This window comes from Acinetobacter sp. SFB (genome assembly GCF_001647545.1).
Taxonomy (GTDB): domain Bacteria; phylum Pseudomonadota; class Gammaproteobacteria; order Pseudomonadales; family Moraxellaceae; genus Acinetobacter.
Genome location: NZ_LSZH01000012.1, coordinates 425418 through 432430 on the forward strand (window position 1 = coordinate 425418; position 7013 = coordinate 432430).

7 protein-coding genes and 1 rRNA gene are annotated in these 7013 nt (G+C 38.2%); 6 read left to right on the forward strand and 2 right to left on the reverse strand.

Annotated elements, in window-relative coordinates; all coding sequences use genetic code 11:
* Window positions 1-64 precede the first annotated feature (64 nt).
* From AY606_RS09325 to AY606_RS09350, 6 genes are all read left to right on the forward strand, one after another.
* Complete coding sequence (locus tag AY606_RS09325; protein WP_067867395.1) at window positions 65-1438, forward strand: ABC1 kinase family protein; 1374 nt, start codon at window positions 65-67, stop codon at window positions 1436-1438.
* A gap of 225 nt (window positions 1439-1663) precedes the next feature.
* Entirely contained in the window at window positions 1664-2959 is a 1296-nt protein-coding gene (locus tag AY606_RS09330; protein ID WP_067867397.1) for an acyl-CoA dehydrogenase family protein, read from the forward strand.
* 25 nt (window positions 2960-2984) lie between these two features.
* Window positions 2985-4184, forward strand: a complete 1200-nt coding sequence (locus AY606_RS09335; RefSeq protein ID WP_067867400.1) for an acyl-CoA dehydrogenase family protein — start codon at window positions 2985-2987, stop codon at window positions 4182-4184.
* 102 nt (window positions 4185-4286) lie between these two features.
* Window positions 4287-4772 carry a GNAT family N-acetyltransferase gene (locus AY606_RS09340; protein ID WP_067867403.1) on the forward strand — a complete coding sequence of 162 codons (486 nt, stop codon included), beginning with the start codon at window positions 4287-4289 and terminating at the stop codon, window positions 4770-4772.
* 399 nt (window positions 4773-5171) lie between these two features.
* Window positions 5172-5714: a type 1 glutamine amidotransferase domain-containing protein gene (locus tag AY606_RS09345; protein ID WP_067867406.1), complete on the forward strand. Its 543-nt coding sequence runs from the start codon at window positions 5172-5174 to the stop codon at window positions 5712-5714.
* Window positions 5715-5912: 198 nt separating this feature from the next.
* A complete protein-coding gene (locus AY606_RS09350; protein ID WP_081408384.1) occupies window positions 5913-6488 on the forward strand; it encodes a lytic transglycosylase domain-containing protein in 576 nt (191 codons plus the stop codon).
* Between the two features lie 139 nt (window positions 6489-6627).
* Here AY606_RS09350 and AY606_RS16115 read toward each other — a convergent pair whose 3' ends face one another.
* Together AY606_RS16115 and rrf are read right to left on the reverse strand one after the other, a co-directional pair.
* Entirely contained in the window at window positions 6628-6801 is a 174-nt protein-coding gene (locus AY606_RS16115; RefSeq protein ID WP_155858153.1) for a DUF4256 domain-containing protein, read from the reverse strand.
* Window positions 6802-6929: 128 nt separating this feature from the next.
* Window positions 6930-7013: ribosomal RNA gene (rrf, locus tag AY606_RS09355) — 5S ribosomal RNA — on the reverse strand; the annotation flags it as partial.

The following is a 7013-nucleotide window of genomic DNA, read 5'->3' on the forward strand; positions in this document are numbered from 1 at the left end:
AATACGCGGTAATATCCGCTACAATAAACTATTCTGCGACTTGCTGATTAAAGGATTTTGTTTAATGTCAGATCAGAACGATAAGCTTAAACAACTCAAAACTTCCTCTATGGATCGACGCTTATCTATCGCTAAAGCTTCATTACTAGCAGGAACACGTTGGGCTGCCTCTAGCGCGACTACCATGTTTTCCAATGAAGCTGATAAAGACAAGAAACGTAAAAAAGCCATGAAAGAACAGGCTAATTATCTTGTTTCAGAAATTGGAAAACTGAAAGGTTCTATCGTTAAGATTGGGCAAATGATGGCGCTATATGGTGAACATTTTTTACCTGAAGAAATTACTCAAGCGCTGAATACTTTAAATAATCAAACCATCGCTCTTGCATGGCCCGCAATTAAAGAACATTTAGAACAACAATTGGGTACCAAACTCAATGATTTAACTATTGATCATGAACCACTCGGCACTGCATCTTTAGCGCAAGTCCATCGTGCTACGCGCAAATCAGATGGTTTGGAAATTGTCCTTAAAATTCAATATCCAGGTGTAGCCGCTGCCATTGATTCGGATATGAGTCTATTTAGAAATATGCTCAAATTAACCCGTATGGTGCCGCAAACACGTGAATTTGATCAATGGTTTGATGAAGTTCGCGAAATGATGCATCGTGAAGTGGATTATGGTATTGAAGCTGCAACAACACGTCGTTTTGCCGAGCGTTTAAAAGATGATCCGCGCTATATCGTTCCTCAAATTGTTGATGAATATTGTACCGATCAAATTCTGTGCATGACTTTTGAACGCGGTGTACCGATCAATAGCCCTGTCATGCTCTCTCTACCTCAAGAACGTCGCAATCAAATCGGTGAAGCTTCACTCGAGATTGCTGTACGTGAAATATTTGAATGGGGTGAAATGCAGACCGATCCAAATTTTGGTAATTATTTGGTGCGTTTAGGCAATAGTGAAGACAGCCAAGATAAAATTGTCCTGTTAGATTTTGGAGCGATTCGTCAATTTGATGAACACTTGCTGAGTGTTGCACGCAATTTAATCCAGGCCGGTTATCATCACGATAGTGATGAAATGGTTCGTGCCATGACCGGCTATGAATTCTTTGATTCAATTCCGCAAAACATCAAGCCTGATATGGCAAAAGTGTTTTTACTCGCCACAGAAGCGTTTAGTACAACAGCAAATAATCCTGACTTGCCTGAAGGTGTTATGGATGAGCAGCAACGCTACGATTGGAAAAAAAGCCAATTGCATAGTCGCGTAATGCAACGTGCCTCAAAATCGATGGCATCGCGTTATTTCAGTGTCCCACCGAAAGAATTTATGTTTATTAGCCGTAAATTCATTGGCGCATATACCTTTATGACCGTGATCGATGCAAAAACCAACGTGCGCCAAATGGTCACAAAATTTTTATAATCATTGCTGACTAGGATGACATTATTGTCATTCTAGTCAATCTTTACTTTCTGACCCGCTTTTATAATGATTAAAAATAAATATTATTCAATTATTTAATAAATTAAGAATTCATTTTAGACCGTTCATCCAAGTCAATTTAAATTGTCAGTCACGACATAGTTATTTCCATCGTCCCATGTCAGCATAAAAATATAAAGAATCGAAAAATGATGGACAATAACCATGACCAATATGGTAAATAAAGCACAAGGATTTGGGCTATCACTGATCACTAAAATTGCCGGTAGCGAGGTTCTTGATCAATTCAAACTACGTAAATTTATTGAAAAATCTTTATATCAGGGGTCAAAAATCGGCTTTAAAACATTAAGTAAAACCCAAAAGGTATTTCAAGCAGATTCACATGTCAGCAAACAACGTTTATCGAATCAACACAAATCATTATTTGACTTAAGCCTGACCGAAGAACAACAAATGACCTGCGATGTGATGGATCATTTTGCATCAGAAGTGCTTTATCCATTGGCAACTCAAGCTGACCAAGATGAAAAGTTTCCCGTGGCACTCTGGCAACATGCAACAGACTTGGGACTAAACAACTACGCACTTCCCGAATCTCTGGGTGGAGTAGCAACTGAAAAAAATATTCTCAGTAACATATTAATCGCTGAACATTTAGCCAAAGGGGATTTCAGTTTAACCGCAGGCTTACTTTCAACATTTAGTGTGATAAATGCAATCACCCACTGGGGTTCGGAAACAATTCAGTCCACCTATTTGCCTGGTTTTGCAAATGATCCAGATATTCACGCGACATTTGCGGTACAAGAAGCAACCGCTGCATTCAATCCTTTCGAGCTAAAAACCAAGGCGAATTCAATGGATGGGAAATACACCCTTCATGGAGAAAAAACTTTAGTTTTATTGGGGGAAACTGCCGATCTATTTCTGGTAAATGCTGAACTGAATGGCTCACCCGAAGTGTTCATCGTAAAACGTGACAGCAGTATTACTGCAAAAAAAAGTTCAGCAATGGGCCTAAAAGCTGCTGAAACTGTAACCTTACACTTCAATCATAGCCCTGCTGAATTATTAGGTGATGATGACTTTAATTATTCTACTTTTTTAGATTTAGGCAATTTAATGTGGTGTGCGATGGCTGTGGGAACCTGTGAAACAGTAAAAGCTTACTGCATTCAATATGCCAATGAACGTACAGCTTTTGGCGAACCTATTTCACACCGCCAGAGTGTGGCTTTCATGATTGCAGACATGGCGATTGAAATTGATGCCATGCGTATGTTGATTCTAAATGCTGCCAGTCTGGCTGAGGCAGGCCAGCCTTTTCATCGTGAAGCCTATCTAGCGCGTCTACTTTGCGCCGAGAAATCGATGAAAATTGGCACCGATGGTGTGCAAATTCTGGGTGGTCACGGATTTACCAAGGAACATCCGGTTGAGCGTTGGTATCGTGATTTACGTGCTACAGCGATCTTACATTCAGGCTTACATGCTTAATCTGTAAAATAAGGAATTAATACAGATGAATTTACAAAATCCTAAAAAATTTAAAATGTTGATCGATCAAGCTCATGAATCAGCTTTAAATGTATTACGCCCTATTTCACGTAAATATGACAAAGCCGAACACAGCTATCCCAAGGAACTCGACATGTTTTCCTCACTCATTGATGGCATGAATGAGGGTGGAGAAGGCATTAATGCCGGAGCAGCTGTCGGAAAACGTGGCAACACTGAGGTCGGAAATAAAAATGGCGTCAATATGTCTACGGTACTTGGAGTGATAGAGATGTGCTATGGCGATACGGGATTATTGCTGAGCATGCCACGTCAGGGTTTAGGAAATTCTGCCATTGCAGCGGTTGCAAATGAGGAGCAACTGGATCGATTTAAAGGAACATGGGCGGCAATGGCGATTACTGAACCCAGCTGCGGATCAGACTCTGCTGCCATTCGTACTACAGCCACAAAAGAGGGTAACGATTACATCTTAAATGGCGAAAAGATTTTCGTAACTTCTGGCGAGCGCGCAGACTCGGTTGTAGTCTGGGCAACTTTGAATAAAAAACTTGGACGTGCCGCCATTAAGTCCTTTGTCGTTCCAAAAGGAACAGCCGGCATGAAAGTAGAACGTCTGGAGCTTAAATTGGGGATCAAAGCATCCGGCACGGCTGCCATCAGCTTTATTAACTGCCGGGTGCCTGCAGAAAATTTGCTGGGTCATGCTGAAATTGATGTTGCCAAAGGCTTCGCAGGCGTCATGGAAACTTTTGACAATACTCGTCCTTTAGTTGCTGCAATGGCGGTCGGTTGTGCAAAAGCCTCTTTAGAAAGAATTAAGCAAATTTTTAAAGATCAATTAGATGAAAATTACGCTACTCCTTATTTGCAAACTTCTTATATTGCAGCACAAATTTATCGGATGGAAGCAGAATGGGAAGCTGCCCGCTTACTGACCATGAAAGCAGCTTGGATGGCAGATAATAAAAAGCCCAATTCACGTGAAGCTTCCATTTCTAAAGCAAAAGCTGGAAAAATGTGTAATGAGATCACCTTAAAATGCGTGGAACTTGCTGCAAGTGTGGGGTATAACGAAGAGGAATTATTGGAAAAATGGGCGCGTGACTCGAAAATCCTTGATATTTTTGAAGGCACTCAACAAATACAGCAACTGATTATAGCCCGTCGTGAATTGGGCAAGAGCTCAAGTGAATTAAAATAAGTTTTATACATTTTCTCTGCATAAAAAACGCATAAGAGATAGATTTTTATTAAGTATAAGGTTATAAAAATCCATCTCTTTTTTATTTCTATATTTAAGTTTATGTATCAAGTTAGACCTATTCAAGCACAAGATAATGCTGAAATTGCACGTATCATTCGCGAAGTTTCCCAAGAATTTGGACTTTCCCCTGAATCAGGTTTTGCTGTAGCTGATCCAATTTTAGATAATTTATACACAGTTTATCATCAACCTAATGCTCAATATTGGGTGATTGAAAATGATCAGGGAAAAATTTTGGGTGGCGGTGGTTTATCTCCTTTAAAAGGTGATCCCTCGATTCTTGAAATTCAAAAAATGTATTTTTTACCTGAAGCTCGAGGCTTAGGATTTGCCAAGCACATTCTGGAAAAAGCTTTTCAATTTACTTTACAGAATGGTTTCCAATCTTGTTATTTAGAAACCACCAAAGAACTTTGGCAAGCAGTTAAACTTTATGAAAAATTGGGTTTTGAGTATTTAAATTATCCCAAAGGTAACACTGGACATAGTCATGCATGTGAAATTTGGATGGAAAAAAGATTGTAATTTTTGCATATTTTTAAACTCCTCTCTTCGCTCTAAAATAATACTTTTTTAAATTAAAATTTGTTCTATCCATTTATTTTATTAATATCTGATGTGAGCATTTGCTTACATGGAAAGTATTTATTGACGCCTATGCTACAACCATTATTAGTCTTAAAATAAAAATATCAGGAAGCAGGATGTTTCCATAATAAAAACAATAAACGATGTAAGCAGGATGCATAAAGGTAAAACAGAAGTTATTCCTTGTAACTAATATAAGTAAGCCCCGTCACGATGATGGGGCTTATTTTTGTCAAGAATTTTCAAACCTTAACAAGAATAAGCCAAAATCTGTACAGCTTGATTAGTTCATCTTGTTAATGTTGATCTTTCAATAAGTAATTCAGGATCACTAAAATGACTAAGAAAGCCTTATTTATTACTTCCAATGTGGGCGTAGAACAAGATGAGCTGATTAAACCATCTGAATATTTACAATCAAAAGGTATTGAAGTGATTCATGCCGCAGAAGAACAAAAGGATGTTCAAACTGTTAAGAGTGATAAGGAACCTGCAACCGCTTATACTCCGCAAACAACTTTATCTAAAGTATCTCCAGAAGATTATGATATTTTGGTCATCCCTGGAGGAACAGTTAATGCAGACACTTTACGTTTAAATGAAGATGCTCATAAAATTATTCAGCACTTTACAGATAATGCAAAACCGATTGCTGCTATTTGTCACGGACCGTGGGTATTAATTAATGCTGAAAGAATTAAAGACAAAAATTTAACTTCTTATAAGAGTATAAAACTAGATTTAGAAAATGCCGGAGCTAACTGGGTGGATGAAGAAGTTCATCGTTGCAATACTAATAATTGGCCATTAATTACATCGCGAAGCCCAGATGATATTTCAGCTTTTAACCAAGCCATTGTGCAAGAATTGAGTAATTAACAAAAGCTTAAACCAAGCGTCCCATTAATATAATGGGACGCTTGGTTTAAAGATGAAAATATTAAATTATTGACTGATTAATTCATAAAAATGCTTCATAAATCATTTGAATAATAGTAAACATCGACTATTGACTCGTTTTACCCAGGCCACTAGCATAACTCCAATAAAATTTACTTTTGGTTTTTAACCTTGTTGATGACGTGCCATTTATATAATTTACGTTCAAAATTATCTGATATTCATTTTTTTACATTTAAATCAACAGCTATTGCCATAACTGTTCTAGCTTTTACCGGCTGTACATCTTTCAGTGGAGGTTCAGTGGCTAAACGATCTGCTAAATTATCCAAGGGCATACAAAAAGCATATGCTGTTGCGCCAGATACTGCGAATCGTGTATCTCCAATGATTATCCAAAGTGCAGAAAAATATGCGGTGGATCCCTTACTATTAGCCGCTATGATTAGACAAGAATCTAGTTATAGAAACTATGCTATTTCACCGGCGGGGGCTGTGGGGCTAACTCAAGTAATTCCGCGTTACTGGCAACAGATATGTCCAGGTGATTTAAGTGATGAATATCATAATATTAATTGTGGAACGTATATTCTAGCCTCCTACAACAATAAAGCGGGGAGTTGGCCTAAAGCGCTTGCTTATTACAATGTTGGACCTACAGGCTATAATTCTAATCTCAAGATGAAGAAACAAGGTGAAAAATATGCCCGACAAGTTAAACAGCATCACGCTACCTTAAAAGATGCTTTATAAATTAATCGAAATCCTCCTATCAAATTAGATTGGAGGTAATTCTGCCTACTCATTAGATCTCTTGTGTAATAAACACCCCCATAACTTTTAGGAGCAAAAAAGCCCTTCCTTTCTTTCAAACTTCATTTGATGGGAGTAACTAGCTTGAAGTTTTCATATCCATCGAATCTACGGCTTGCAATTCATAATCTTCATGCTCGCTTAGCCACTCGACTCCCATAAATAAAGCAAGATCCAAGACTGAAATTTCAAGTTTATTGGCTTTCCGAAAATCTAGCGCTTTCCGGTCATAAGACAAGCTTATACGGCTCATTGGACTCTCCTATACTAGAATCCATATAAATAAACATAGTGATCAGTAATATGATCATGCAATTTCAGCACTTTATTTTGAACATAAAAAACCCCCTCAATTTCTTGAGGGGGTTTTCAGGAATAATGAGCTGGCGATGACTTACTCTCACATGGGTAACCCCACACTACCATCAGCGCAAAGAGGTTTCACTTCTGAGTTCGGGAAGGGAT

What these genes read in the sequence shown, in the direction of transcription:
- AY606_RS09325 (WP_067867395.1), top strand. Translation starts at nt 65, where the DNA reads ATGTCAGATCAGAACGATAAGCTTAAACAACTCAAAACTTCCTCTATG.
- AY606_RS09330 (WP_067867397.1), top strand. Translation starts at nt 1,664, where the DNA reads ATGACCAATATGGTAAATAAAGCACAAGGATTTGGGCTATCACTGATC.
- AY606_RS09335 (WP_067867400.1), top strand. Translation starts at nt 2,985, where the DNA reads ATGAATTTACAAAATCCTAAAAAATTTAAAATGTTGATCGATCAAGCT.
- AY606_RS09340 (WP_067867403.1), top strand. Translation starts at nt 4,287, where the DNA reads ATGTATCAAGTTAGACCTATTCAAGCACAAGATAATGCTGAAATTGCA.
- AY606_RS09345 (WP_067867406.1), top strand. Translation starts at nt 5,172, where the DNA reads ATGACTAAGAAAGCCTTATTTATTACTTCCAATGTGGGCGTAGAACAA.
- AY606_RS09350 (WP_081408384.1), top strand. Translation starts at nt 5,913, where the DNA reads ATGACGTGCCATTTATATAATTTACGTTCAAAATTATCTGATATTCAT.
- AY606_RS16115 (WP_155858153.1), bottom strand. Translation starts at nt 6,801, where the DNA reads ATGAGCCGTATAAGCTTGTCTTATGACCGGAAAGCGCTAGATTTTCGG.